Here is a 23,890-nt window from a genome sequence, read left to right on the forward strand (position 1 = left end):
GGCAAATGCGTGTTGGCGTATACGACCTGCGCTAGAGTTGAGCGTAACGTGAGTGACGGGAGCATACTGTGAGCGAGATTGCCCAGAATGACAATTTCAATGACAAGACCAACATCAAGGTCGTTGGTGTTGGTGGAGCCGGTGGCAATGCTGTCAATCGCATGATCGCCGAGGGTCTGCAGAATGTCGAGTTTGTTGCCATCAATACCGATGCCAAGGATCTCCTGCGCTCAGAAGCCGATGTAAAGATCTCCCTTTCCGATGCCAACAGCCGCGGCCTGGGGGCCGGAGCCGATCCAGAGAAGGGCGCCAAGGCTGCCCAGGACCATCAGTCCGATATTGAAGAGGTTCTCAAGGGCGCCGACATGGTCTTCGTCACTGCAGGGGAGGGCGGCGGCACAGGCACTGGCGCCAGCCCCTTGGTTGCGCGTGCAGCCCGTCAGCAAGGCGCGCTGACCATCGCCGTAGTCACCCGGCCGTTCACCTTTGAGGGACCCAGGCGCTCCGCTTCCGCCGAATCGGGCATCGAGAACCTGCGCAAGGAGGTCGATGCCCTTATCGTTATCCCCAATGACCGGCTTCTGGACCTCTCGGATCGCACAGTCTCGGTCATGGATGCCTTCAAGACCGCCGACACGGCCCTGCTGGCCGGTGTTCAGGGCATCACTGACCTGATCACCATGAACTCCTACATTCACGTGGACTTCTCCGATGTCACCGCGATCTTGAAGGATGCAGGCACCGCCCTCTTCGGCATCGGCGCAGCCAGGGGCGAGGATCGAGCCACCCAAGCCGCCGAGATCGCCATCTCCTCCCCGCTCCTGGAGGAGAGCATCGAGGGTGCCCACGGGGCCCTGATCAACGTGGCCGGCCCCACCGACCTGAGCATGCAGGAGGCATCTGCCGCCGCCCAGTTGGTTCAGGATGCCATCCATCCCGAGGCGCAGATCATCTGGGGCCTGGCCTTGGACGACGCTTACGGGGACGAGGTGCGGGTCACGGTCATCGCCGCCGGATTCGATCCCACACCAAAGAAGGACGAGACCCCGGCCCCTGCAGTGGACACGACCACCACGCCAGCAGCGGCCACCCAGGTCCAGCAGCCCCAGCAGCCGCTGACGACCCCTTCCGCCCAGGCGGAGTCAGATGAGACTTCCGAACACGATGTGGTGCCCCCCGCCTCCGGCGACGACGGCACCTCCGACCCGGGATATCTGGATATCCCTGACTTTCTGCGGTAATCAGGCGAAGGAGCAGGTATGGCAGGATTGATGAAGAACGCAATGTCCTTTTTCGGCATGTCGGACGTCGTAGACGACGATGACGACGACCTGGCCGACGATGACGAGGCCCGCGATGGCTTCGACACCGATCACTCTGTGACTCCCATGGCTCCGCAATCCACGACCAGCAGCCAGGAGGCCGAGTCCACGCCCTTCCAGAGCCGAATCAACCGCATCACCACCATCCATCCCAAGTCCTATGAGGATGCCCAGATGGTCGGCAGGGCCCTGCGGGACGGAGTGCCGGTGGTCCTCAACCTGACTGGCGTGTCCGAGTCGGTGGCCTACAGGATCGTCGACTTCTCGGCAGGCGTGGTCTTCGGGGTACGCGGGTCCATCGAGCGGGTCACTCCCAGGGTCTTTCTGCTCAGTCCTGCGCAGGTCAACATCAAGGTGGAGGAGCCCGAGTCAGGCTCTTCGGCCAAGGGGCTTTTCGCCCAGTGAGCGATGCCTTGGCAGCCGTGTCTGCAGGAGCCTAAAGACGCATGCTTCTTCTTTTTATTCGATATCTGATAGACATCTGCATTGAGACCTACCTGCTGATCCTCTTCGTGCGGATGATTCTGGACTGGGTCCTGGTTCTGTCGCCTCGCTGGTACCCTCGTGGCTTCGTGGCCTCGCTCATTCGGGTCATCTATGCCTTGACTGAGCCGCCCCTGCGCTGGCTGCGCCGGTACATTCCGCCTCTGCCCATGGGCAGGATCCAGCTTGACGTCTCCTTCATGGTGCTCTACGCGGCCCTGATCATCATCCAGGTGCTGTTGGGGTAAGAGCAAGACCGTGGATACGGCAGACTCCGTGCTAGCATGCAGTAAGAGAACACAATCGGGCTGGTTGGCCTGAAGCGAGGTGGAGAAACATATGGCTCTATTGACGCCTAATGACATAAGGGAGCATACCTTCCAGACAGTGCGGTTTAAGGAAGGCTACGACGTCGACGAGGTCGACGACTTCCTGGATCAGGTCACCGATACGGTTGAAGCTCTGGGTAAGCAGGCCATGCAAGGCAACGCCGCTTCCACCCAGTCCCTGGGTACCGATGTGGCCTCGCTGAACTCGAAGATTTCCGACCTGACGGCTCAGGTCGAATCGCTGCAGAAGGAGAACCGGGATCTGAAGCAGGCCCAGGGGTCCGCCGTCCAACAGCCTGCCGTGGATGCCCAGACCAAGCGACTGCTGGCCGAGTCCCAGAGCCAGGTCAAGACCCTGGCCTCCCAGAACGACCAGCTCAAGCGTCAGGTCGAGCAGCTCAACTCCCAAATCGACCAGCTTACCGCCCAGGCCGCCGCGGGCAACAACACCCAGGCGCTGACCAACCAGCTGACGGCCATGCAAAAGGAGCGCGACCAGGCCCGCCAGCAGGTCCAGGCTCTGACCAACCAGCTCAATGCCTCCCAGCAGGGCATGGCCACGGCCCGCCAGCAGGTCACCCAGGCCCAGAAGGCTTCTCAGGAGCAGCAACAGCGCACCGAACAGCTGAACAAGGAGCTGGAGGAGTCCCGCAAGCGCGAGGAGCAGCTGCGTCAGCAGGTCTCCAAGGCCGAGCCCTCCACCGAAACGGGCAGCCTGCAACGGATCGCGGGCGCTGGCGCCGAGGCCAGCAGCGAACCCGAGAGGGCCACCGCCATGCTCACCCTGGCCATGCAACTGCACGATCAGTACGTCGACAAGGGCAAGGCCAACGCCTCCCAGCTGGTGGCCGAGGGCCACGCGCAGCACGACGACATCGTCAAGAAGGCGGAGGACTACTCCAAGAGGACACGCGCCGAAGTGGACGAGTATTCCAAGCGCGTGCACTCCGAGGCCGATGGCTACTCACAGCGCGTACGCTCCCAGGCTGACGAGTACTCGGTCAAGACCCGTTCCGATGCCGACGCCTATTCCAAGCGCCAGCACAACCAGGCCGACGAGTACGAGACCCAGGTGCAGACCCGTGCCCAGGAGTACGACAAGAACACCCGCGACAGCGCCGACCGCTATGCCGCCGATGTCAAGAACAAGCTCATGGATCAGTCCAAGGTTCTGGAGGAGAACATCCAGGGTCTCAAGCAGTTCGAGGCGGGCTACCGCAGCAAGCTGACTGAGTTCCTCAACCAGCTCATAAACCAGATCTCGGACACCAGCAATTACCAGTCCATGGAAAAGAAGTCCGAACAGGCCCACTGATTCCATCCGGTAATGACCAAGAACACATACAAGAGACGGCTGCGCGGGCGCGTGGCCGTCTTCGTCGCTCTGGCGGCAGTGGCCATAGCGTTGGATCAGGTGACCAAGGCCTTGGCCTTGGCTCGGCTGGGCAAGGGGGTCAGTGTGGCACTGCCTGGTCCTCTGCATGGTCTGCGACTGGTGCGCAACCCTGGGGCTTCTCTTGGATTGGGATCCGGGAGTACCTGGGTCATATCCCTGATCGCCCTGGCCGCCTGCCTGCTCATCATTGTTCTGGCCCTGCGGACCACCTCCATGGCCTGGACCCTGGCCCTCTCCCTGGCCTTCTCAGGGGCGGCAGGCAATCTGATCGACCGGGTGGCCTATGCATCAGGCTTTCTTGACGGTGCCGTGGTCGACTTTCTGGACTACGGATGGTCGGTGGGCAATGTGGCCGACATCTATCTGACCCTGGCCGGTGTTGCCGTGGTGGCGCTCATTGCCTGCAATGTGCAGTTCAGCGACAGATCCCGACCCAAAGAACATGGGGGAGCAGCCAAGTGACCCGGCTTCTTCCCACGCCGGATGCCCTGGTGGGTCGGCGCCTGGATATGGCCCTGTCCAAGATGCTGGGCCTGTCCAGGGCCAAGGCCAGCGATCTGGTGGCCCAGGGCCATGTGCGGATCATGGGCCGTCGGGTGAACAAGGCCACCACCCTGATGAGCGGCGATCTGATAGAGCTGGACGAACCCGAGCCGGCCACACAGGTGGAGCCGGTGGCTGAGGACATGCCCGTGGTCTACGAGGACGAGGACGTGGTCGTCGTTGACAAGCCGGTTGGGGTGGCGGCACATCCCTCCATAGGCTGGACCGGCCCAACCGTTCTGGGCAGCCTCCTGCAGCGGGGCACCCACATCACCTCCATGGGGGCCCAGGGCCGTCAGGGCATCGTCTCCCGCCTGGACGCAGGCACCAGCGGCCTTATGCTGGTCTGCAAGTCTGACCTGGCCTACAAGGAGATGCGCCGGCAGTTCGCCCGGCATGAGGTGGTCAAGATCTACCACGCCCTGGTCCAGGGCAATCTTTCCCAGGACAAGGCCACCATCGAGGCTCCCATCGGCCGGGCCCGGGTCTCGGACTTCCGCTTCACCGTCACCCCTGCAGGCAAGGAGGCCATCACCCACTGGGACGTACTGGAGCGCTTCGGCTCGGCCACCCTGGTCAGCGTCAATCTGGAGACCGGGCGCACCCATCAGATACGCGTGCACTTCTCTTCCATAGGACACCCCCTGGTAGGCGACCACATGTACGGGGCCAACCCCGACCTGGCGGACAGGCTGGGCCTGAAGCGGCAGTGGCTGCACGCCATGCGCCTGGAATTCCGCCATCCCCGCACCAAGATCTGGACCAAGGTGGTCTCCTCCTATCCGGCTGATCTGCGCCGCGCCCTGCAGATCGAACGCCAGAGCGCCACTGGTATACGCAGCTAGCGGACTCCGGCGATTCGGCCAGGGTCCTGGGTAAGTTGGAGATATGTCCTCAACCCGGTCAGACTTCGTTCACCTTCACACCCATACCCACTATTCCACCCTGGACGGGGCCAGCAGGATCCCCGACCTGGTTGCCGAGGTGGGGCGGCTGGGGCAGCCGGCCGTGGCCATTACCGACCACGGCAACATGCACGGGGCCTACGAGCTCTGGCGGACGGCCGTGGATGCCGACATCAAGCCCATCATCGGCATCGAGGCCTACGTGACCCCTGAGACTGCCCGCCAGGACAAGAGCCGGGTCCACTGGGGAACCGACGAGCAGCGTTCCGACGATGTCTCCGGCGGCGGCTTCATCACCCACATGACCCTCTGGGCCAGCGACGACACTGGTCTGGTCAACCTGATCAAGGCCTCCTCGGTGGCCAACCTGGAGGGCCTGGTCGGCAAATGGCCCCGCATGGACAAGGATCTGCTGTCCACCTACCACCAGGGGGTCATCGCCACCACCGGCTGCCCCTCGGGCATCGTCCAGACCAGGCTGAGGCTGGGCCAGTTCGACGAGGCCCTGCGTGCCGCAGGGGAGTTCCAGGACATCTTCGGCAAGGAGAACTACTACGTGGAGCTGATGGACCACGGGCTGGAGATCGAGCATCGGGTGACCAAGGAACTGCTGGAGATCGCCCGTCGTCTGGATGCCCCCCTGGTGGCCACCAACGACTCGCACTATGTGCGCAAGGAGGACGCCTCGGCCCAGGATGCCCTGCTCTGCATCAACTCGGGGTCCCGGCTGACCGACCCTGGACGCTTCAAGTTCGACGGCACCGGCTACTACATCCGCTCGGCCCAGGAGATGCGGGAGATCTTCAAGGAGTTCCCCGAAGCCTGCGACAACACCCTGGAGATCGCGGAACGCTGCAACGTCATGTTCGACGACCACGAGGACGGGGCCTTCATGCCCCGCTTCGACTGCCCGGAGGGCTGGGACGAGACCTCCCTCTTCCTGAAGAAGGTGGACGAGGGGTTGAAGAACCGCTACCCGGACGGGGTGCCCGAGGAGGTCTCCCACCAGGCCGACTACGAGTGCGGGGTCATCTGCCAGATGCAGTTCACCGGATACTTCCTGGTGGTGGCCGATTACATCAACTGGGCCAAGCAGCATGGCATCATGGTGGGGCCGGGCCGTGGATCGGCGGCAGGATCCATGGTGGCCTACGCCATGGGCATCACCGAGCTGGATCCGCTCAAGCACGGGCTGATCTTCGAGCGCTTCCTCAACCCCGAGCGCGTCTCCCTGCCCGATATCGACGTGGACTTCGACCCCGAGGGGCGCATGAAGGTCCTGGACTACGTGGGCCGCAAGTACGGCTCCGACAAGGTGGCCCAGTGCGTGACCTACGGCACCATCAAGACCAAGCAGGCCCTGAAGGACTCGGCCAGGATCATGGACTACGAGTACTCGGTGGGCGACCAGGTCACCAAGGCCCTGCCGCCCACGGTCAACGGCAAGGACATGAGCCTCAAGGAGATCTTCGATCCCCAGTCCAAGCGCTACCCGGAGGCCAAGGAGTTCCGTGACCTGTACGAGTCCAACCCGGACGTCAAGCGGATCACCGAGGAAGCCAAGGGCATCGAGGGCATCATCCGCCAGACCGGCGTGCACGCTTGCGCCACCATCATGGCCTCCAACCCCATCACCAACACCTCGCCGCTGATGGAGCGCACCGACGGCACGGTGACCACCACCTTCGAGTACCACACCTGCGAAACCCTGGGGCTGGTCAAGATGGACTTCCTGGGGCTGTCCAACCTGACGGTCATCAGGGACACGGTCGCCAACATCAAGCGCAATGGCAAGGAGCCCATCAGCATCGAGAAGGTCCCCCTGGACGACAAGGAGACCTACCAGCTGCTGTCCCGGGGCGACACCCTGGGCGTCTTCCAGCTCGATGGCGACGGGATGCGATCCCTGCTGCGCATGCTCAAGCCCGACAACTTCAACGACATCTCCGCCCTGATCGCCCTCTACCGGCCAGGGCCCATGGATATGAACTCGCACATCAACTATGCCAAGCGCAAGAACGGGCAGCAGAAGATCGAGCCCATTCATCCGGAGGTGGCCAAGCCCCTGGCGGGCGTGCTTGACGAGACCTACGGTCTGATCGTCTACCAGGAGCAGGTCCAGTCGGCAGCCCGGATTCTGGCCGGTTACTCCCTGGGCCGAGCCGACGTGCTCCGAAGGGCCATGGGCAAGAAAAAGCCCGATGTCCTGGCCAAGGAGCAGGTGCCCTTCTTCCAGGGCATGAAAGAGCACGGCTACTCCCAGGAGGCCGCCCAAGCGGTCTGGGACGTCCTGGTGCCCTTCTCCGGCTACGCCTTCAACAAGGCGCACTCCGCGGCCTACGCCCTGATCGCATACTGGACCGCCTACCTGAAGACCCACTATCCGGTGGAGTTCATGGCCGCCCTGCTGCAGAACGAGAAGGCCAACAAGGACAAGACCGCCCTCTACCTGGGTGAGGCCAGAAGGATGGGCATCCGCATCCTGGCGCCTGACATCAACGAGTCCGTGGCCGAGTACTCCGCTGTCGGCGACGTGGTCCGCTTCGGCCTGGGAGCCATCCGCAATGTGGGCGACAAGGTGGTGGCGGACATCATCAAGGAACGCCAGGGGCCCCGGGGCAAGTACGTCAACTTCATGGACTTCGTCAAGCGGGTGCCCATGGAGGTGCTCAACAAGCGAACCGTGGAATCCCTGATCAAGGGCGGCGCCTTCGACAGCATCGACCCCAACAGAAGAGCACTCTTCCAGATCCATGACGAGGCCGTCGACCAGGTCATGCCCATCAAGCGCAAGCAGGCCGAGGGCCAGTTCGATCTCTTCGCTGACCCCGATGACGATCTGCCCCAGCAGGATGCCTTGGGCGATGCCCAGGTGACCGTGCCTGACATCGACGAGTGGGACAAGTCCACCAAACTCAACTTCGAGCGGCAGATGCTGGGTCTGTACGTGTCCGACCATCCCTTGAGCGGCATGACTTCGGTTCTGGCTGGCATGCGTGACATGTCCATCGCCCAGCTGCTCAACCGGTCCAAGGGCATGGACGGCAAGGCGGTGACCCTGGCGGGGCTGGTCACTGCTGTGGACCGACGGGTCTCCAAGAAGGGCAATCCTTGGGCCATCGTCACCATCGAGGATCTGGAAAGCTCCATCCAGTGCATGTTCTTTGGCAAGATTTACGACGCCCACTCCGACGACCTGGTCCTGGACTCGGTCATCCGGGTGAAGGGTGTGGTCGAGCTGCGGGACGAGGCCACCAACATCCGCGTCACCGATATGGAGGTGCCCGTCCTGGAGTCGGCGGACGAGCGGCCTCTGACCATCACCCTGCCCAGGCAGGCCCTGGATCGGGGGCACATGGAGCGGCTGGCCCGGATACTCAAGTCCCACCCCGGCTACTGCCAGGTTCGTCTGGCGGTCACCGACGACCGGGGCAACGTCCGCCTGCTGACCTTTGGCGACGGATTCCGCACCAGGCACGACACCTCCATGATGGCCGAGATCAAGTCGGTCTTCGGGCCCTCCTGCCTGCCGTCGGCCTAGGATGCGCCCGGAACCGTCTCACCATATGGGACGGCGGTGAGTCGCTGGCTTTGGCGACACAAAAGTTCACTACCATCAAAGTATGTCAAAGCTCATGATGAGAACCATGGATCTGCGCGGGAAAACCATGTCCCGCGCCCAACTCCTCGCCGCCATGCCCCGAGCCGATATGGGTACCCGGGAGGCCAGCGCCCAGGTGCGGCCCATACTGGACCAGGTGCGCGAGCATGGGGCTGCGGCCCTGCGCGACCTGGAGGAGAGGTTCGACCATGTGCGTCCCCATGATCTGAGGGTTCCGGCATCGGCCATGCAGGAGGCCTTGGATGGGCTGGATCCCAAGGTCAGGGCGGCAATCGAGGAGTCCGTTAGCCGCATCCGCAAGGTCTGCACCACCCAGGTGCCCAAGCCCATGGCCACCGACCTGGCACCCGGCGCCCGGGTTAGCGAGCGGTGGATCCCGGTTCAACGGGTGGGTCTGTACGTGCCTGGAGGCAAGGCCCTGTACCCCTCATCGGTCATCATGAACGCGGTCCCCGCCCAGATTGCCGGTGTCGATTCCCTGGCTGTGGCCACTCCGCCCGCCTCTGACGATCCCTGCGGTCTGCCAGCGGCCATCATCCTGGCCACCTGCGCCATCCTGGGGGTGGACGAGGTCTATGCCGTGGGCGGTGCCCAGGCCGTGGCCATGTTCGCATACGGGGCCAAGGGATCCGAGCCCCAGGACGGGGAGATTCTCTGCGATCCGGTTGACAAGATCACCGGCCCGGGCAACATCTTCGTGGCGACAGCCAAGCAGATGGTCTCCGGCATGGTGGGCATCGACGCCGTGGCCGGCCCCACGGAAATCGCTATTCTGGCTGACGGGCAGGCCAATCCCGACTGGGTTGCGGCAGACCTGATCGGCCAGGCCGAGCATGACGAGCTGGCCGGCTCGGTGCTGATCACCGACAGCCAGGATCTGGCCCAGGGTGTTCAGGAGGCTCTGGGGCGCAGGGTGCCTCGGACCGAGCATGCCGACCGGGTGCGCATCTCTCTGGGCGGCAACCAGTCGGGAATCATCATGACCGACGGGATCGACCAGTCCATCGACGTGGCCAATGCCTATGCAGCCGAGCATCTGGAGGTTCAGACCGCCGATCCTGATGCCGTCATCGACCGGATCCGGAATGCCGGCGCCATCTTCCGCGGCCCTTACTCTCCTGTTCCTCTGGGCGACTACATGTCTGGGTCCAACCACGTCCTGCCCACCGGCGGAACCGCCCGGTTCGACGTCGCCCTGGGCGTCCACACCTTCATGAAGCCTGTCGAAGTCATCGAATATGACGAGGAGGGGCTCAAGCCCATCGCGGCCAAGATCAACGATTTCGCCGTAGCCGAGGATCTGCCCGCCCACGGCGAGTGCATCCTGAGCCGGTTCCTGGACGACCCCTATGACAAGGCCGACCTTGAAGCCGACGAAGAGAAGGCCGGTCTGCGGTGAGTGCCATACCAGCCGATCTGCCCCTGCGCACGGACTTGGTGGGGGAGGAGCCCTACGGCGCCCCCCAGCTGGATGTCCCGGTCTGCCTGAATGTCAACGAGAACCCCTACCCCTTGGATCAAGAAGTGGTTGAGGCCATCTGCCAGCGTGTGCGCCAGGTGGCCCCCGGCCTCAATCGTTATCCGGACAGGGAGCATGAGGAACTGCGGCGGGCCCTGGCGGCTTACCTGAAGAAGGAATCAGGGACCTCGCTCCAACCCCAGCAGATCTGGGCGGCCAACGGGTCCAACGAGATCATGCTCCAGCTCTTCCAGGCCTTCGGCGGACCGGGCAGGACCGCCTTGGGCTGCGACCCGACCTACTCCATGTACCCCGAGTACGCCAGGGACACCTTCACCGACTGGGAGCTGGCCCACCGGCGGCCCGATTTCAGCCTGGACATGGATACGACCATCGAACGCATCAAGGCTTTGAGGCCAGCCATGGTTCTGGTGACCAGCCCCAACAATCCCACGGGGACGCCTCTGCCCATGGATCAGCTGACCGGGCTTCTTCAGGCCTGCTCCAAGGTCCCTGTAGCGGGCGCGGATCCCTCCGCCCGACCCATCGTGGTCGTGGACGAGGCCTACATCGAGTTCCGCGACCCGGGCACGCCCTCGGCGGTCAGCCTGATCGGGCAGTACGACCATCTGGCAGTCAGCCGGACCATGTCCAAGGCCTTCGCCTTCGCTGGCGCCAGGGTGGGCTATTTGGCCGCATCCCAGGGAATAGTCGATGCAGTCCGCATCGTCCGAATGCCCTACCACCTGAGTGCCCTGACCCAGGCTGCGGCCCTGGCTGCCCTGGAGCACACGGACCTCCAGCTGGCTCGGGTGGATCAGCTTCGCCAGACCCGTCGGCGGACCGCCCAGTGGCTGGCCGGACAGAAGTTCCATGGTCAGCCCTTGACGGTGGTGCCCTCGGCGTCCAACTTCATCCTCTTCGGCATCTTCCCCGACCGGGATGCCGTCTTCGAAGCCATGAAGGATGAAGGCGTGCTGATCCGGGCCGTGGGCCCCCAGGGCTACCTGAGGGTCTGCATGGGCACGGACGCGGAGATGGATCGATTCCGTCAAACCCTGGTCCATGTTCTCAAGCGGTTCTAGGAGGATGCAGACCAGCCGAACGGCTATGCTGGTGGTCTAGACGCCGTGCAGAAGACACAGTGCGAGCTGGAATGTGCGGCAGAAAGCGGAGGAGCAGCAATGGCAGGCAGAACAGCCACCATCACCCGCCAGACCAGTGAATCCAAGGTGAGCCTGAGTCTGGACCTGGATGGCACCGGAGTGACCGATATCGACACCTCGGTTCCCTTCTATGACCATATGATGACGGCCCTGGGCAGGCATTCCCTGATCGACCTGACCATCAAGGCCAGCGGGGACACCCAGATCGACGTCCATCACACCGTCGAGGATGTGGCCATCGTCTTTGGCGAGGCCCTGGCCCAGGCCCTGGGCGACAAGCGGGGCATCAAGCGCTTCGCCGACGCCACCGTTCCCCTGGACGAGGCCCTGGCACGAGCCGTGGTCGACATTTCCGGCAGGCCCTATGCGGTCTGCACCGGCGAGCCCGAGGGGTTCGAGTATGCCATGATCGGCGGGCACTTCACCGGCTCCCTGGTCAGGCACGTCATGGAGTCCATCGCCCTGCATGCCGGCATCTGCCTGCACCTGACCCTCTTGTCGGGCAGGGATCCGCACCACATCGCCGAGGCTGAGTTCAAGGCCCTGGCCAGGGCTCTGCGCTTCGCTGTGGAGCCTGATCCCAGGGTGAAGGGGATCCCCAGCACCAAGGGGTCGCTATGAGTGCTGATGAACACGACAACAATGACAGCGAGGATCAGGGCTTGCCGGATTCCGGCCACCATCTGAGCGAGGAGGAGGTCGAGCGGGCCCTGGCCAGCTTTGAGGCCGAGTTCAATGAAGGCCAGAATCAGGCGGATCAGCCTGTTGGCCATACCGAATCAGGCGTGGCTGACGAGGCCGGTTTGGATTCCGGGCCCGCTGACGAATCGTCGGTGGAACCGGATGAGGCTGATGGCGTTGCTGCCGATTTCGATCAAGAACTGGAAGGCCTGATCGGCAATCGGGCCAAGGCCGCCGTCATGGTGACCCGTCTGGCTTCGGCAGAGCTTTTGGCGGCCTTCTGCCAGATATCCGATATCTCAGCTTGGTGCATCCAGGCCCGTGAGGGTGCCGTGGCCGTCCTGAGAAACCTGGACGGGGACGGACCCGAGGCGGCCATCCGCGATCTGACCACGGTCGTATCCGGGCTCAGCGCCATCCTGGCGGTCAATCGGGCCGACAAACTCGAAGTGACCCTCTGGATCAGCGGGCAGTCGGGGCAGACGCTCGCGCCGCCCATCCTCTTTGCCGCCACCGCCGACTTCGTGGAGGACCTGATGATCGGGACCACCACGGTGGACAGGCTGCGCCAGGATGGGGCCGCCATCTTCGACTCGGGGGAGTACAACCGCGAGAAGGCCATGGGCATCATCGCCTCGCACACCAGGTTCGGAGCCGGCGGATCGACTCGCCAGGGCCGCGTCGAGTAGTCGTTGGGACAACAGACCTGCTAGGAGGAACATGACCAGGATACAGGTGCTTGACTATGGGTTCGGCAATGTCAGATCCATGGTGCATGCCCTCTCCCAGCTGGGGGTCGATGCGCAGATCAGCGCCGACCCGGACCTGGCCATGAAGGCCGACGGCCTGGTCATTCCCGGCGTGGGGGCCTACGGGGCCTGCATGGCAGGGTTGCGCGCCGTCGGCGGTGACCGCATCATCCTGGATCGCCTGGCCCAAGGGCTGCCGGTCCTGGGGGTCTGCATAGGCCTTCAGATCATGTTCCAGTTCGGGGACGAGGACGGCCGCAGCGAGCCCGGCCTGGGCCTGATCCCCGGTCGGGTGACCAGGCTGGACGCTGACGTGGTGCCCCATATGGGTTGGGACCATGTCCAGGCGCCACAGGGAACACGGCTGTTGGCAGGGGTCCAGGACCAGCGCTTCTACTTCGTCCACTCCTATGCCGCCATGGCGGTGCAGGGGGATGATCGGGCCGGCGTGGCGCAGCCCGATCTGTCCCTACGAGTATCGGCGTTGAATGAACACAGCGACAGGCAGCCAGGGTCAACAGAGGGCGCATTGTTCGGCGAACCGCTGGTTACCTGGGCCACCTATGGGCGCAGCAGATTCGTGGCCGTCTATGAATGCGGTCCCTTGAGCGCCACCCAGTTCCATCCTGAAAAGTCCGGTCAGGCCGGGGCACGGCTGCTGACCAATTGGGTGCGGACCCTTCCCGGGGCTTCCGGGATCCCCTCCGAGAAAGGTGAATGAGATGCTGACGCTCCTACCCGCTGTCGATGTCCGCGACGGAAAGGCGGTCCGCCTCAGGCAAGGGATCTCCGGCTCCGAGAAGGTCTACGGCGAGCCTGCCGATGCAGCCAAGGCCTGGGTCGACCAGGGTGCCGAGTGGCTCCACCTGGTGGATCTGGATGCGGCCTTCGGCACCGGAGACAACCGTGACAAGCTGGCCGCCCTGGTCAACCAGCTGGGCGATCGCGTCAAGGTGGAGTTGAGCGGCGGCATCCGTGACGATGCCAGCCTGGAGGCCGCCCTGGATGCAGGTGCCACCCGTGTCAACATCGGCACGGCGGCCCTGGAGGACCCGGAGTGGACCAGCCAGGTCCTGGCTCGCTACGGACAGAAAGTGTGCGTGGGTCTGGACGTGCGCGGACACACCCTGGCCGCCCGGGGCTGGACCAGACAGGGCGGGGATCTTTTCGAGGCCATGGAACGATTGGACCGGGACGGGTGCAGCCGGTACGTGGTCACCGACGTGACCCGCGACGGAATGATGACCGGCCCCAACCTGGATCTGCTGGGACAGGTGGCTGACCGGACCCCGGCCAAGGTGACGGCATCGGGCGGCATATCCAGCCTGGATGACCTGAGCCACATCCTGGGTCTGGTGGATCGGGGCGTGGACAGCGCCATTCTGGGCAAGTCCCTCTATGAGGGGGCCTTCACCCTGGGGCAGGCACTGGACCTGGTCTCAGGGCATTGTTAACGCTATAAGCAAGTCTGCGAAATATAGGAATGGGAGCATAAGCTCTATGGATAAGCAAGAGGAGTTCGCGCTGCGCACCGTCGAGGAGCGCGATGTCCGGTTCATTCGTCTCTGGTTCACCGATGTCTTGGGAACCCTGAAGTCGGTGGCCATAGCACCCACCGAGCTGGAGGTGGCCTTCGAGGAGGGGCTGGGCTTTGACGGCTCGGCCATCGAGGGCATGACCAGGGTCTCCGAGGATGACATGATCGTCAAGCCCGACCCGTCCACCTTCCAGATTCTTCCCTGGAGGGGCGGACCGCAGGGCACAGCCCGGATCTTCTGCGACGTGCTCACCCCGGACGGCGAGCCCAGCAGCGGGGATCCCCGGCACGTGCTCAAGCGGGCCCTGGCCAAGGCCAAGGAGAAGGGATTCATCTTCTACACCCATCCGGAGATTGAATTCTACCTGTTCGAGAATCAGGAGGACTGGTCCCAGACCCCGACCCCCATCGACGAGGGCGGATACTTCGACCATGTGCCCCGCAGCCCGGGGATGGACTTCCGCCGGGCCTGCGTCAACATGCTGGAGCAGATGGGCATCTCGGTGGAGTACTCCCACCACGAGGCCGGGCCGGGGCAGAACGAAATCGACCTGCGCTATGCCGATGCCCTGACCACCTCCGACAACATCATGACCTTCCGGACCGTGGTCAAGGAGATCTCCCTGGAGCGGGGGATCTACGCCAGCTTCATGCCCAAGCCTTTCACCGACCAGCCTGGATCGGGCATGCACACCCATCTGAGCCTGTTCGAGGGGGACACCAACGCTTTCTACGAGGTAGGCCAGGAGTTCAACATGTCCCAGACGGCCCGGCAGTTCGCCGCCGGCATCCTGGCCCATGCGGCCGAGATCTGCGCGGTGACCGACCAGTACGTCAACTCCTACAAGCGTCTCTGGGGCGGGGCCGAGGCGCCCAGCTACGTCTGCTGGGGGCACAACAACCGGTCCGCCCTCCTGCGCATACCCCAGTACAAGCCCGGCAAGGGCAACTCGGCCAGGATGGAGTTCCGCGGGCTGGATCCGGGGGCCAACCCCTATCTGGCCTATTCGGTGCTGCTGGCTGCCGGCCTGGACGGGATCGAGCAGAAGATGACCCTGTGCGATCCCACCAGCGATGATGTCTGGGAGCTGACCGACGCCGAGCGGCAGGCCATGGGCATCGAGCCCCTGCCTGACAGTCTGGACGCGGCGCTCAAGGTCATGGAGAAGTCGGACTTCGTGGCCCAGGTGCTTGGCGAGCAGACCTTTGAGTACTTCCTGCGCAACAAGCACCGGGAGTGGGCCGGATACAGCCGGCAGGTCACCCCTTACGAGCTGGCCTACTACCTGCCCAGGCTTTGAAACCGGGGCTCACTGGTCCGATCGGCCGAACCAGTTGTTGTAGATGATGACGAAGTTGCGGTTGCCGTAGCTCGAGCAGCGGTCGCCTTCGCCGTCGCCTGCCTGCAACGCTGCCTCGTTGGGCTGGTAGGGCGTATAGATGTAGAGCAGGGCGGTGGCGTCGTTCTCGATGTAGACCTTGCCGCTGCCGCAGGAGGCATCGGGGCTGAAGCGCACATCGTTCAGGGCCTTGGTCTGGTAGGCATACTGGTCCCGATGGGCCTGGTAGTAACGGAATCGGTGGGCGGCCCCGTAGACCTGATCGAAGAATCCGGCATAGCGGGTGTCGCAGTCTGCATCGTCTGGGCAGGAAAGGCCCATGGCCGACTTGAGCTGGACCTGTGTGGGGGACTGGTTGGTGGCCACCAGATGCTGCTCCTTTTGCAGCATGGTCAGGAGGACCTTCTGGCTGATTCCACAGGAGCGGGCGGCACCGTCGATGATCTGAGCCGCGCTCTGCCTCTTGCCGCCCTTGTAGGCATCACATAGACCGTCACCGGGACGGTCGGGGACATCCATCTGCAGGCTGCGCAGGCAGGTGGATCCGCTGCATGAGGCCTCATGTTTGTTTAAAAAGTCCTGGACATCGTCGGCGTTCATATCGACGGTGTCATGGAAGCGGTGATCGGTGATGATTTTGCCTGGATTGAAAACGTACTCCTGGGACAGCTCCTCCTGGTGGCGGATGACGCGGCCGACCATCAGCCGGTAGGAGACGAAGCGGACGGCCAGGATGCACAGGGCGACCACCAGGACTATGGCCATCAGGGCGGCCCCCAGGGTCTGCGCGCGGCGGAGGGTCATCCGTCCGCGTTTGGTGCTGCCCCTGCGTGATCGTCCCGATGGTTTCGTGCTCATGGCTTTCCTTCCAGCACCTTCCTGATCCGTTGCAGGCTGACAGGGATGGCCGTCCCCAGCTCCTGGGCCCAGATGGAGACAAAGTACTCCTCCATCATCCAACGTCCCCTTCGCGCACGGTCCATGGCCTGGTCTCGTCCGGGACCGGCGGGCAGGGCCTGGGCCGCCTTGGCCGCCTGGTCCACCAGATCCTGGGCGGTCTGCGCCTGCCATGCCCATCGTACGTCACGGTCCTTGTCCCTGCGGGCCTTGTTCAGGCGCATCAGGTCCGCCTTCAGATATGTGCGCAGGCGGGGAAGGGCGTAGGGCGGGTCGGCGCCGATGAAGCCCTTGGCCACCAATCCGCCGGCGTGCTGGCGGATCCACTGCAGGACCGAGAGCAGGGGAAGATCGGCGGGGCCAGACACGGCCTTGTCCACCTGGGCCGAGGTCTCCAGAATGGCGACCACATCCTTGGCCACCTGGTAGACGGTGTCCTCGTAGACCTGGCTGACGCCGGCCACAGCCTCCTGCAGGGACCGGTCGTCGGTGATGGCCTCGGTGTGGGGGATCAGGCGCTTGACAGCAGCCATCTGCAGGTCCTCGGCAAGGGCAGAGGTGCCCGGGTAGGGGGCCGAGGCCAGCATCAGGGCCTCCCGGCTCAGCCAGCGCGAGGAGATCCTTTGGGCAGGCAGGTGGAGCTTGCCCAGGGCGGCCTGCCAGATCAGCTCCTCTCGCGGTTTGGTGGTGGCGCCGGACTGGTGAAGCAGGTCGGCGCTCTTGACCACCTGGCCCTGCCGGGCGGCCTTGCTGGCCTGGGAGTCAACTCGGGACCGGGCCGACTGCCGGGCCTGTCCGGCCAGGTCGCGCTGCAGGTCGGTCAGGGACTTGGACCGGCCCAGGACCTTGGGATGGCCGTGGCGCCGTTTCTCCTCCACCTGGAAGGTGGGCCGCAGGTAGTCGGGCAGTCGTTCCAGCCTGTCCTGGGTGAAGACCTCCGGGTGCAGCTGGGCTCCGACCGTGTCTATGGCCGCGGCGGTGAAGGCCTGCTCGAAGTCCGGCCAGCCCTCGGCGGGGATGGCTTCTGCACCGGTTTCGTTCCCGGACGCAGACTGCTGGTCAGCCGATCCGTAGGTTGCCTGCTCTGCCGAGTCAGGATCGGCGCCGGGCAGCAGGGGATAGTGGCCGTCTATCCAGGCGCGGATGGTCCGGGCGGCGTCAGGGGCGGGTACGAACTGGACCCGCAGGGCCTTGGGCAGGGACTTGATGGTGGCTGTGATCAGATCGTCCAGGAGGCCGGGCACGGTCCAGCTGAACTGTCCGGGCGTCAGCTGGTTCAGGCAGTGCAGGGGGATGTGGACCGTGATGCCGTCGTCCGGCTCTCCCGGCTGATAGCGGTAGGTCAGGGGCAGATCCATGGGCCGGCCGTCGGTGCCCAGGGTGTGCCAGTGGTCGGGGTAGTCTCCGGGTCGGTAGGAGGCGGACTGGTCGTTCAGGCGCTCCATCTTGTCAGGGTCGAAGTCCAGCAGGTGCGGGTTCGCATCGTGGTGCCTCCGCCACCAAGAGCCCAGTGCGGCCAGGGAGGTGGCCTCCTGGGGAATGCGTTCCTGGTAGAAATCGTAGAGGTCCTCCTCGGTGACGGCGCCGGTCGCCTGGCGGGTTCTGCTGGTCCGCTCACCGGCCTCGCTGAGCACCTGCCGGTTGGCCTGGATGAAGCCGTCATGCGGGAAGCGCTCGCGCACGTCGCCCTGTACCAGGCCCTGGCGTATCAGCATGTCCCGGGCCTGGCCGGGGTTGATCCGTGCCCATTGGACGGTCCTGTCGCGCACGATGGGCAGACCGTAGAGCAGGACCTTGGAAGTTGCGACCGCGGCACCACGGGAAGCCGACCAGTGGGGTTCGGCGTAGGTGGTCCTGGTCAGGGACTTGGCCAGGGGTTCGGCCCAGGCCGGATCGATGGCCGCGCAGCAGCGAGCCCAGAGCCGGGAGGTCTCCACCAGCTCGGCGGCCATGATCCAGGGCGGATTGGCCTTGGAGAGCGCAGATCCGGGGAAGATGGCGAAATGCGTGCCGCGCGCCCCCTGGTAGTCGTTCTTGGCCTGCCGGCGCGCCCGCTTCATGGCCTTGGCCCGGGCCGCGCCATGCAGGCCGGCGAAATCGGAGGCCTTGGGCTCGCGGATCACCTGCATGCCCAGGCTGGAGAGCAGGCCGGCCAGCATGGAACGATGGATGCCCTGGTCGTCCCAGGAGCAGACCAGGGCGTGTGCCGCCTGCTGCCCCATAGGCAGGGCCAGCAGAGCCTGGTCCGGACCCTTGACGGGGACGGGGGAGCCTACCTTCATGTGCAGGCCCCGGCACATCTGGGCCAGCTGCCGGTAGAGGTCATGCCACTGCCGCATGCGCAGGAAGGCCATGTACTCCTGCTTGCAGGCCTTGCGCAGGGCCCCGTTGGATGGCTCCTTGTCCTGCGGGAAGAAGCGGTTCCAGATGTTCAGGGCGGTCAGGAAGTCGCTGGAGGGGTCCTCGTAGCGGGCATGGATCCTGTCGGCCTCCTCGCGCTTCTCCTCCGGGCGCTCGCGAGGGTCCTGCAGGGAGAGGAAGGCCACGACCACCAGAACGGCGGCCAGGGTGTCCGGGGTGGCGTCCTGGCCGGCCTGCAGGATCATTCTGCCCAGACGGATGTCGATGGGGATCCTGGCCAGCCGTCGTCCCAGATTGGTCAGCCGGATGAGGCCCTGCCGGCGGGAGATGGCCTGCAGCTCGGTCAGCTCCCGCAGACCGTCGCTGACCGCACGGGTGTCGGGCGGATCGATGAAGCCGAAGTCGGTGACGTCCTCGGCCGTATGGGCCACGCCCACCGAGAGCATGTGCAGGATGACCGAGCCCAGGGAGGTGCGCAGGATCTCAGGATCGGTGAACTTGGGACGGGCGTCATAGTCATCCTTGGCATACAGACGGATGGCGATGCCGTCGGCCACGCGCCCGCAGCGACCCGCCCGCTGATCGGCTGAAGCCTGGGAGATAGGTTCGATGGGCAGGCGCTGGACCTTGGCCGACTTGGAGTAGCGGCTGATCCTGGCCAGTCCGGGGTCCACCACGTATCGGATGCCCGGCACCGTCAGGGAGGTTTCGGCCACGTTGGTGGCGATGACGATGCGCTGATGGCCGTGGCTTTCGAAGACTCGGTGCTGCTCCTTGGCCGACAGGCGGGCGAAGAGGGGGATGATCTCCAGGGCGTCCGGACGGCGCATGTCGGAGGTCCGAGGGCCGAAGTGCCGTCGCAGAGCGGTCTCGTACTCCCGGATGTCGCGCTCGCCGGCGGCGAAGACCAGGATGTCCCTGGGGCCGTCGACATGGGTGGAGTGGATGACCAGCTCGGCGCAGGCTCGGGCCACCGCCTGGGGCATGTCCGGCTCCTCCCTGTCCGGGCCCTCCTTCTCGGAGTCGAATCCGGGGACATGCCGCATCAGGGCAGGGGCCGACCCAGCAGGCTCGTAGAGGGTCTGGACCGGATAGGTGCGGCCGGAGACCTCCAGCACGGGCACCTGGGTGTGCAGGGCCTTGGCGAAGTGGTCGCGGAACTTGACCGAATCAATGGTGGCCGAGGTGATGATCAGCTTCAGATCGGGCCGTTTGGGCAGCAGGGCGGTCAGATACCCCAGCAGGAAGTCGATGTTCAGGCTGCGCTCGTGGGCCTCGTCGATGATGATGGTGTCGTAGGCCCGCAGCTGCGGATCGCCCTGGATCTGCGCCAGGAGGATGCCGTCGGTGACCACTCGCAGACGGGTGCTTCGGCTGGACTTGTCGGTGAATCGCACCTGGTAGCCGATCTGATCGCCCAGCCTGGTGCCCGTCTCCGAGGCGATGCGCTCGGCCACGGTTCTGGCGGCGATCCTTCTGGGCTGGGTGTGCACAATCTGGCGGCCGTGGTCGCCGCGACCCATTTCCAGGAGGATCTTGGGGATCTGGGTGGTTTTGCCCGAGCCGGTCTGGCCCGAGACGATGACCACCTGGGAGGACTGCACGGCATGGACGATGTCCTCCTTGGCCGCGCTGATGGGCAGCTCGGCAGGATACTCGAACCTCATGCCCGGCCCACCTCGATGATCCGGTAGCCCTTGGACGAGGCATACTTCTCCGCCGTCCAGCCGGGGCCCAGGGCGTCAGCCAGCCATGGAATCAAGGAGTCGGCGCCCAGGTTGCGCTGAACCACCAGGTAGGCCAGGCCCTGGGGCTTCAGCCTGGGCAGGTAGGTCATCAGCAGGTCGTGCAGGGCCGCCTTGCCCACCCGGATGGGCGGATTGGACCAGATCAGGTCGAAGCGCAGATCGTCCGGCACCTGCTCCGGGGTCAGGGTATGCACCCTGTCAAGGTTCTGGGATCGGGCGTTGCGGGCGGTCAGATCCAGGGCTCGCAGGTTGGTGTCTACAGCGTAGACGTTGGCCTTGGGCGACTGTATGGCCATGTTCAGGGCGATGGGACCCCAGCCGCAGCCCAGGTCCAGAAAATCGCCCTCGGACGGGGGTTGGGGGACGCGTTTGAGCAGGACCGAAGTGCCCAGGTCAAGCCTGCCTGACGAGAAGACCCCGTGGGAGACCTCCACCTGGCAGGTGCGGCCGGCCAGCTCCACCTGGATGGTCCGCCGCTGGTCGGGGGAGGCCGGACGGGCTACGAAGTACTGTTCGCCTCCGTCCGTCCCGGTCCTGGAGGATTGCCCCCGGCTGCTGCCATGGTCCCTGTGCGTCATGTCCATCCTGTCCGTCTTTGAAATCTGCCCGTCCCTCGGGCATCCGCTGATGTCTGCTAAGAAGATGATAATAAAGACTGTGTCATGATTCCGCCTACACCGGATTCGTTCCCTAGTCCATAGATCAATGCAGAGGTGCCTTTGACCCAAGAAAAACCGACCCAAGAACATGGTTCAGCAGTTGTCGATGCCCACCAGGACCCGCTCGCCCACAAGTCCGAGGTGCTGACCGGCAGCGATGGGCAGGTCGGGCAGGACCAGGATCAGGAGTGGCAGGAGCGCAGCCGGCGCAATGCCTTCCGCCATGTCGAGGGGCTGGGCGAGCTCCAGGACGTGACCGAGGTGGAGTACCGCAAGGTCCGTCTGGAGCGGGTGGTCCTGGTCGGCGTCTGGTCGGGTTCGCGGACCACGGTCGGTCAGGCCGAGGAGTCCCTGCGCGAGCTGGCCGCCCTGGCGCGGACGGCCGGGGCCGAGGTGCTTGACGGGCTGCTCCAGCAGCGGGTCAAGCCGGATCCGGCCACCTACCTGGGTTCGGGCAAGGCACGGGAGCTGGCGGATATCGTGGCTGGGCTGGGCGCCGACACCATCATTACCGATGACGACCTTCATCCCTCCCAGCGACGTGCCCTTGAGGATGTCACCAAGGTCAAAGTGGTCGACAGGACAGCCTTGATTCTGGACATATTCGCCCAGCATGCCACCAGCCGCGAGGGCAAGGCCCAGGTGGAGCTGGCCCAATTGGAGTACATGCTGCCCAGGCTGCGCGGCTGGGGCGGATCCCTCTCCCGCCAGGCCGGCGGCCAGGCTGCAGGGCAGGCCGGCGGCATAGGCTCCCGCGGCCCGGGAGAGACCAAGATCGAGACCGACCGTCGGGTCATCAGGCGACGGATTTCCCGGCTGAAGCGTCAGATCGCCCAGATGGCCCCCTCGCGCCAGGTCAAGCGTGGGTCACGTCGGCGTTACCAGCTGCCGGCAGTGGCCGTGGTGGGGTATACCAACGCCGGCAAATCCTCGCTGACCAACCGGCTGACCGGCTCCGAGGAGTTGGTGGAGAACGCCCTCTTCGCCACGCTGGACACGGCCGTCAGGCGCACCAAGACGGCAGACGGCCGGCTCTACGTCTACGTGGACACGGTCGGGTTCGTACGCCGTCTGCCCACCCAGCTGGTCGAGGCCTTCAAATCCACCCTGGAGGAGGTGGGGCAGTCCGATCTGATTCTGCACGTCGTAGACGGCTCCCATCCCGATCCCTTCGGGCAGATCAGGGCTGTGGACGCCGTGCTGGCAGACATCCCCGGCGCTGAATCCATTCCCCGCCTGCTGGTCTTCAACAAGGTTGATCTGATCGATCAGGATGCCCGGCAGCGTCTCGCCAACCTTGAGCCCGAGGCCTTCCTGGTCTCGGTCAGGCAGGGTCGGGGTCTGGAGCCCCTGCGCAGACGGGTGGAGGAGCTGCTGCCCGCCCCCGCTGTGCATGTCCAGGCTATCCTCCCGTACACCAGCGGCTCCCTGCTGGAGCAGGTGCGGCAGCTGGGACGGGTGGATTCGTTGGAATACCGGGCCGATGGGGTTGCGCTGAGCGCTGATGTGGATGACCGGCTGGCAGCTGCCGTGCTTGACCAGGCCATTGATCCGAAGCCCTTGCAGGCTTCAGCGGGTGACACGCCATCAGCCGGGCTGAGCTCATAAGAGCAGGTGCACGCCAGGTCATCTATGCTGGGTAGACTACGTATGTTGTCAGCGGCAAACCCGTTTCCCGGGTTCCGATAAGAGAGGTCCATAAAACTATGGCGGAATCATCAATCAAGCCAACCAAGCTAGCAATCGTGGGAGCCGGAGCCGTGGGGTCGACTCTGGCCTTTTCGGCGGCCCAGCGCGGTGTGGCTCGGGAGATCGTCCTTGAGGATATCAACGCCCAGCGTGTTGAGGCCGAGGTCCGCGACATGCAGCACGGATCCAGCTTCTACCCCACGGTCACCATCGATGGCTCGGACGATCCACAGATCTGCGCCGACGCCGACATGGTGGTCATCACGGCCGGAGCCAGGCAGAAGCCGGGACAGACTCGGCTCGACCTGGCCGGTGCCACCATAAACATGATGAAGTCCATCATCCCTCAGATGGTCGAGGTGGCCCCCAACGCCATCTTCCTGTTGATTACCAACCCTGTCGACATCGTCACCAGAGTTTCCCTGGAGCTGTCCGGGCTGCCGGTCAACCAGATGTTCGGTTCGGGCACCAACCTGGATTCCGCCCGGCTGCGGTACCTGATCGGCCAGCAGACCGGTGTCAACGTCAAGAACGTGCATGCCTACATCGCCGGCGAGCACGGCGACTCCGAGGTCCCGCTCTGGAGCTCGGCCACCATCGGCGGGGTGCCCATGTGCGACTGGATGGAGCTGCCTGGCCATGAGCCTTTGGACGCGGCCAAGCGCGAGGAGATCCACCAGGAGGTGAAGAACGCCGCCTACCAGATCATCGAGGGCAAGGGGGCGACCAACTTCGCCATCGCCATGTCCGGCGTGGACATCATCGAGTCCATCCTGAACGGCACCGACCGAATCCTGCCGGTCAGCTCTTTGCTGGAGGACTTCCACGGCATATCGGACGTGTGCATGTCGGTGCCCAGCGTGCTCAACCGTGACGGGGTCAACACCCACATCAACACTCCGCTGAGCGACGGCGAGCTGGCCGCTCTGAAGCGCTCCGCCGAGACCCTCAAGGAGACGGCCAGCAAGTTCGGCTTCTGAGGATTTGGCATAAGACCCTTGCCT

Annotated in this window: 19 protein-coding genes; 16 read left to right on the forward strand and 3 right to left on the reverse strand. The window is 64.5% G+C overall.

Annotated features, from left to right (window positions below; translation table 11 throughout):
- Positions 1-68 precede the first annotated feature (68 nt).
- From ftsZ to glnA, 14 genes are all read left to right on the forward strand, one after another.
- Positions 69-1,241 carry a cell division protein FtsZ gene (ftsZ, locus tag ACUIAG_RS00375; RefSeq protein ID WP_445339801.1) on the forward strand — a complete coding sequence of 391 codons (1,173 nt, stop codon included), beginning with the start codon at positions 69-71 and terminating at the stop codon, positions 1,239-1,241.
- An 18-nt stretch (positions 1,242-1,259) separates the two neighbouring features.
- Positions 1,260-1,727 carry a cell division protein SepF gene (locus ACUIAG_RS00380; protein ID WP_313836892.1) on the forward strand — a complete coding sequence of 156 codons (468 nt, stop codon included), beginning with the start codon at positions 1,260-1,262 and terminating at the stop codon, positions 1,725-1,727.
- 41 nt (positions 1,728-1,768) lie between these two features.
- Entirely contained in the window at positions 1,769-2,053 is a 285-nt protein-coding gene (locus ACUIAG_RS00385) for a YggT family protein (RefSeq protein WP_045924075.1), read from the forward strand.
- A 91-nt stretch (positions 2,054-2,144) separates the two neighbouring features.
- A complete protein-coding gene (locus ACUIAG_RS00390; protein WP_445339802.1) occupies positions 2,145-3,449 on the forward strand; it encodes a DivIVA domain-containing protein in 1,305 nt (434 codons plus the stop codon).
- A gap of 12 nt (positions 3,450-3,461) precedes the next feature.
- Positions 3,462-3,992 (forward strand): signal peptidase II, encoded by a 531-nt coding sequence (locus ACUIAG_RS00395; protein ID WP_445339803.1) that lies wholly within the window; start codon positions 3,462-3,464, stop codon positions 3,990-3,992.
- Positions 3,989-4,918: an RluA family pseudouridine synthase gene (locus ACUIAG_RS00400; protein ID WP_045924078.1), complete on the forward strand. Its 930-nt coding sequence runs from the start codon at positions 3,989-3,991 to the stop codon at positions 4,916-4,918. Before ACUIAG_RS00395 ends, ACUIAG_RS00400 begins: the two co-directional genes overlap by 4 nt.
- Before the next feature lie 43 nt (positions 4,919-4,961).
- Positions 4,962-8,519 carry a DNA polymerase III subunit alpha gene (gene dnaE / locus ACUIAG_RS00405; RefSeq protein WP_445339804.1) on the forward strand — a complete coding sequence of 1,186 codons (3,558 nt, stop codon included), beginning with the start codon at positions 4,962-4,964 and terminating at the stop codon, positions 8,517-8,519.
- A gap of 82 nt (positions 8,520-8,601) precedes the next feature.
- Entirely contained in the window at positions 8,602-9,999 is a 1,398-nt protein-coding gene (gene hisD, locus ACUIAG_RS00410; protein WP_445339805.1) for a histidinol dehydrogenase, read from the forward strand.
- Complete coding sequence (locus ACUIAG_RS00415; protein WP_445339806.1) at positions 9,996-11,144, forward strand: histidinol-phosphate transaminase; 1,149 nt, start codon at positions 9,996-9,998, stop codon at positions 11,142-11,144. Before hisD ends, ACUIAG_RS00415 begins: the two co-directional genes overlap by 4 nt.
- Before the next feature lie 99 nt (positions 11,145-11,243).
- Positions 11,244-11,846: an imidazoleglycerol-phosphate dehydratase HisB gene (gene hisB, locus ACUIAG_RS00420; RefSeq protein ID WP_024627238.1), complete on the forward strand. Its 603-nt coding sequence runs from the start codon at positions 11,244-11,246 to the stop codon at positions 11,844-11,846.
- Positions 11,843-12,595 carry a hypothetical protein gene (locus ACUIAG_RS00425; RefSeq protein WP_045924082.1) on the forward strand — a complete coding sequence of 251 codons (753 nt, stop codon included), beginning with the start codon at positions 11,843-11,845 and terminating at the stop codon, positions 12,593-12,595. The genes hisB and ACUIAG_RS00425 overlap by 4 nt, the downstream gene beginning before the upstream one ends.
- Before the next feature lie 31 nt (positions 12,596-12,626).
- The gene (hisH, locus tag ACUIAG_RS00430) at positions 12,627-13,376 is read left to right on the forward strand and encodes an imidazole glycerol phosphate synthase subunit HisH (protein WP_445339807.1); all 750 of its coding nucleotides are present in this window, start codon (positions 12,627-12,629) and stop codon (positions 13,374-13,376) included.
- A gap of 1 nt (position 13,377) precedes the next feature.
- Positions 13,378-14,109: a bifunctional 1-(5-phosphoribosyl)-5-((5-phosphoribosylamino)methylideneamino)imidazole-4-carboxamide isomerase/phosphoribosylanthranilate isomerase PriA gene (priA, locus tag ACUIAG_RS00435; RefSeq protein WP_445339808.1), complete on the forward strand. Its 732-nt coding sequence runs from the start codon at positions 13,378-13,380 to the stop codon at positions 14,107-14,109.
- 46 nt (positions 14,110-14,155) lie between these two features.
- Complete coding sequence (gene glnA / locus ACUIAG_RS00440) at positions 14,156-15,493, forward strand: type I glutamate--ammonia ligase (protein ID WP_445339809.1); 1,338 nt, start codon at positions 14,156-14,158, stop codon at positions 15,491-15,493.
- A gap of 9 nt (positions 15,494-15,502) precedes the next feature.
- On the opposite strand, the gene ACUIAG_RS00445 is transcribed toward glnA, so the two are convergent.
- From ACUIAG_RS00445 to ACUIAG_RS00455, 3 genes are read right to left on the reverse strand one after another with little or no spacing between them, the layout of a single operon-like run.
- The gene (locus ACUIAG_RS00445) at positions 15,503-16,390 is read right to left on the reverse strand and encodes a hemagglutinin (RefSeq protein ID WP_445339810.1); all 888 of its coding nucleotides are present in this window, start codon (positions 16,388-16,390) and stop codon (positions 15,503-15,505) included.
- A complete protein-coding gene (gene hrpA / locus ACUIAG_RS00450) occupies positions 16,387-20,457 on the reverse strand; it encodes an ATP-dependent RNA helicase HrpA (protein WP_445339811.1) in 4,071 nt (1,356 codons plus the stop codon). Before hrpA ends, ACUIAG_RS00445 begins: the two co-directional genes overlap by 4 nt.
- On the reverse strand, positions 20,454-21,122 hold the full coding sequence (locus ACUIAG_RS00455) for a class I SAM-dependent methyltransferase (RefSeq protein WP_445339812.1): 669 nt from the start codon (positions 21,120-21,122) through the stop codon (positions 20,454-20,456). Before ACUIAG_RS00455 ends, hrpA begins: the two co-directional genes overlap by 4 nt.
- Positions 21,123-21,338: 216 nt before the next feature.
- On the opposite strand from ACUIAG_RS00455, the gene hflX reads away from it, so the two are divergent.
- A complete protein-coding gene (gene hflX / locus ACUIAG_RS00460) occupies positions 21,339-22,805 on the forward strand; it encodes a GTPase HflX (protein WP_445340406.1) in 1,467 nt (488 codons plus the stop codon).
- Positions 22,806-22,903: 98 nt separating this feature from the next.
- On the forward strand, positions 22,904-23,866 hold the full coding sequence (locus ACUIAG_RS00465) for an L-lactate dehydrogenase (protein ID WP_024627229.1): 963 nt from the start codon (positions 22,904-22,906) through the stop codon (positions 23,864-23,866).
- Positions 23,867-23,890: the final 24 nt, after the last annotated feature.

The organism is Bifidobacterium sp. ESL0825 (genome assembly GCF_052606465.1).

What these genes read in the sequence shown, in the direction of transcription:
- ACUIAG_RS00380 (WP_313836892.1), top strand. Translation starts at nt 1,260, where the DNA reads ATGGCAGGATTGATGAAGAACGCAATGTCCTTTTTCGGCATGTCGGAC.
- ACUIAG_RS00385 (WP_045924075.1), top strand. Translation starts at nt 1,769, where the DNA reads ATGCTTCTTCTTTTTATTCGATATCTGATAGACATCTGCATTGAGACC.
- ACUIAG_RS00390 (WP_445339802.1), top strand. Translation starts at nt 2,145, where the DNA reads ATGGCTCTATTGACGCCTAATGACATAAGGGAGCATACCTTCCAGACA.
- ACUIAG_RS00395 (WP_445339803.1), top strand. Translation starts at nt 3,462, where the DNA reads ATGACCAAGAACACATACAAGAGACGGCTGCGCGGGCGCGTGGCCGTC.
- dnaE (WP_445339804.1), top strand. Translation starts at nt 4,962, where the DNA reads ATGTCCTCAACCCGGTCAGACTTCGTTCACCTTCACACCCATACCCAC.
- hisD (WP_445339805.1), top strand. Translation starts at nt 8,602, where the DNA reads ATGTCAAAGCTCATGATGAGAACCATGGATCTGCGCGGGAAAACCATG.
- hisB (WP_024627238.1), top strand. Translation starts at nt 11,244, where the DNA reads ATGGCAGGCAGAACAGCCACCATCACCCGCCAGACCAGTGAATCCAAG.
- ACUIAG_RS00425 (WP_045924082.1), top strand. Translation starts at nt 11,843, where the DNA reads ATGAGTGCTGATGAACACGACAACAATGACAGCGAGGATCAGGGCTTG.
- hisH (WP_445339807.1), top strand. Translation starts at nt 12,627, where the DNA reads ATGACCAGGATACAGGTGCTTGACTATGGGTTCGGCAATGTCAGATCC.
- priA (WP_445339808.1), top strand. Translation starts at nt 13,378, where the DNA reads ATGCTGACGCTCCTACCCGCTGTCGATGTCCGCGACGGAAAGGCGGTC.
- glnA (WP_445339809.1), top strand. Translation starts at nt 14,156, where the DNA reads ATGGATAAGCAAGAGGAGTTCGCGCTGCGCACCGTCGAGGAGCGCGAT.
- ACUIAG_RS00445 (WP_445339810.1), bottom strand. Translation starts at nt 16,390, where the DNA reads ATGAGCACGAAACCATCGGGACGATCACGCAGGGGCAGCACCAAACGC.
- hrpA (WP_445339811.1), bottom strand. Translation starts at nt 20,457, where the DNA reads ATGAGGTTCGAGTATCCTGCCGAGCTGCCCATCAGCGCGGCCAAGGAG.
- ACUIAG_RS00455 (WP_445339812.1), bottom strand. Translation starts at nt 21,122, where the DNA reads ATGGACATGACGCACAGGGACCATGGCAGCAGCCGGGGGCAATCCTCC.
- ACUIAG_RS00465 (WP_024627229.1), top strand. Translation starts at nt 22,904, where the DNA reads ATGGCGGAATCATCAATCAAGCCAACCAAGCTAGCAATCGTGGGAGCC.